Source organism: Gluconobacter japonicus (genome assembly GCF_015244665.1).
GTDB lineage: Bacteria > Pseudomonadota > Alphaproteobacteria > Acetobacterales > Acetobacteraceae > Gluconobacter > Gluconobacter japonicus.
Map to the genome: position 1 here is coordinate 1 of NZ_JABCQN010000020.1, position 1417 is coordinate 1417.

Below are 1417 nucleotides of genomic sequence, written 5' to 3' on the forward strand. Positions count from 1 at the left end.
AAGCCGCATGTGTTTGCAGTTTTGGCAACGCTTGCCATCATCCCGCTGTCCATTGCTGTGCGCGCCTTGAGCGTGCTCTTTTCAACGCTCCCAACCCACCTCAGGCAATGGAAACGAGGCCGCGTCCTGGGTATCCTGACATGGGGTGGCCTCCGTGGAGGCATCTCGGTCTCTCTGGCGCTTGGACTGCCAGCCGGAGATTTACGCGAATTGCTGTTGCCAGTGTGTTACGGTGTGGTGGTATTCACGATTATCGCACAAGGACTCACAATGGAATGGGTCGTCCGGAGACTGTTCCCCACCACCCGACTCTCAAGCTTAGATCGGTAACTTCTCCTCAGAGGCATCTTCCTGTTTCGCAGGCATGGGGTTTGGTCGTGCGGCGGGTCTGTCCATCGTTTCCAGAAATCTGTCGGCCAAGACGGTATAGAGAGGTTGAGGGCAGACAATCCGGGAGACACCAAACGCCAGAAACGCTGTGGCCAAAAGTGCAAGCGTTACCTGCTGGTTATCGCAGATTTCCATGACGATAATCGTTGCTGTTAACGGCGATTGAGCAACACCACAGAAATAGGCGACCGTCCCCAACAGCACGACTGCACCGGGGATCGTATGCGGAAGAAACTGTTCGATCCATCCGCCGATGCCCGCTCCGATTGCAAGAGAGGGTGCGAACATTCCACCTGGAATACCCGAGCAGTACGAGACCAGCATTGAGAGATACTTCAGGATAAAGAACGAGGCCGGGTAGTGGTCGGTCCCTGCAAAAATTGCCTGAGCCTGCACATAGCCCGTTCCGTAAGTATTCCCTTTGGAGATCAGGCCGATCACCGCGGTCAACAGTCCGCACAGTGCTGAGAAAATGATCGGACGCTGTTTGGCCAGTCGGCCGACAGAGCCAGGTAAGCCTCTGGACGCCCTGATAACGAGTGCGGCAAAGCTGCCCCCAGCCAGCCCCCCGACAATGCCGCAGACGAGAACGGCGATCCACGCTGTCCCAACAGGGATATTGACATCTGCATGACCAAAATAGGTATAATTTCCCATGAGGGTAATAGCGATGACACCTGAGATCACAACGATCGTCAATGTCCGACCTGAAGCTTTCTGTTCGAAAGAGTGAGAAAGCTCCTCAATAGCAAAGACAATGCCAGCCAGCGGCGTATTGAAAGCCGCTGCCATTCCAGCAGCACCTCCCGCCAGAATCATACTGCGCTTGGATGCGATATTGGATTGCCCAAGCAGTCGTGAAAAGCCATGCATGATCGACGCTCCGATCTGCACGCTGGGACCTTCACGTCCGATGGAGGCACCGCAGACAAGGCCAAGGCAGGTCAGAATGATTTTCCCGGCAGCAATCCGCAGCGTGAGAATACGGTCAACAACGGTATAGTTTCCCATGTGGAGGGTGGCGATC

The 1417-nt window shown here is 55.2% G+C and carries 2 protein-coding genes; one reads left to right on the forward strand and one right to left on the reverse strand.

Features of this window, described 5'->3' with window-relative positions; all coding sequences use genetic code 11:
• Positions 1–330, forward strand: a 330-nt coding sequence (locus HKD32_RS15565) for a cation:proton antiporter domain-containing protein (protein WP_408870760.1), incomplete at its 5' end; no start/stop codon positions are given.
• Here HKD32_RS15565 and HKD32_RS15570 read toward each other — a convergent pair.
• On the reverse strand, positions 319–1417 hold a 1099-nt coding region (locus HKD32_RS15570; protein ID WP_194258408.1), incomplete at its 5' end, for a chloride channel protein. The genes HKD32_RS15565 and HKD32_RS15570 overlap by 12 nt on opposite strands.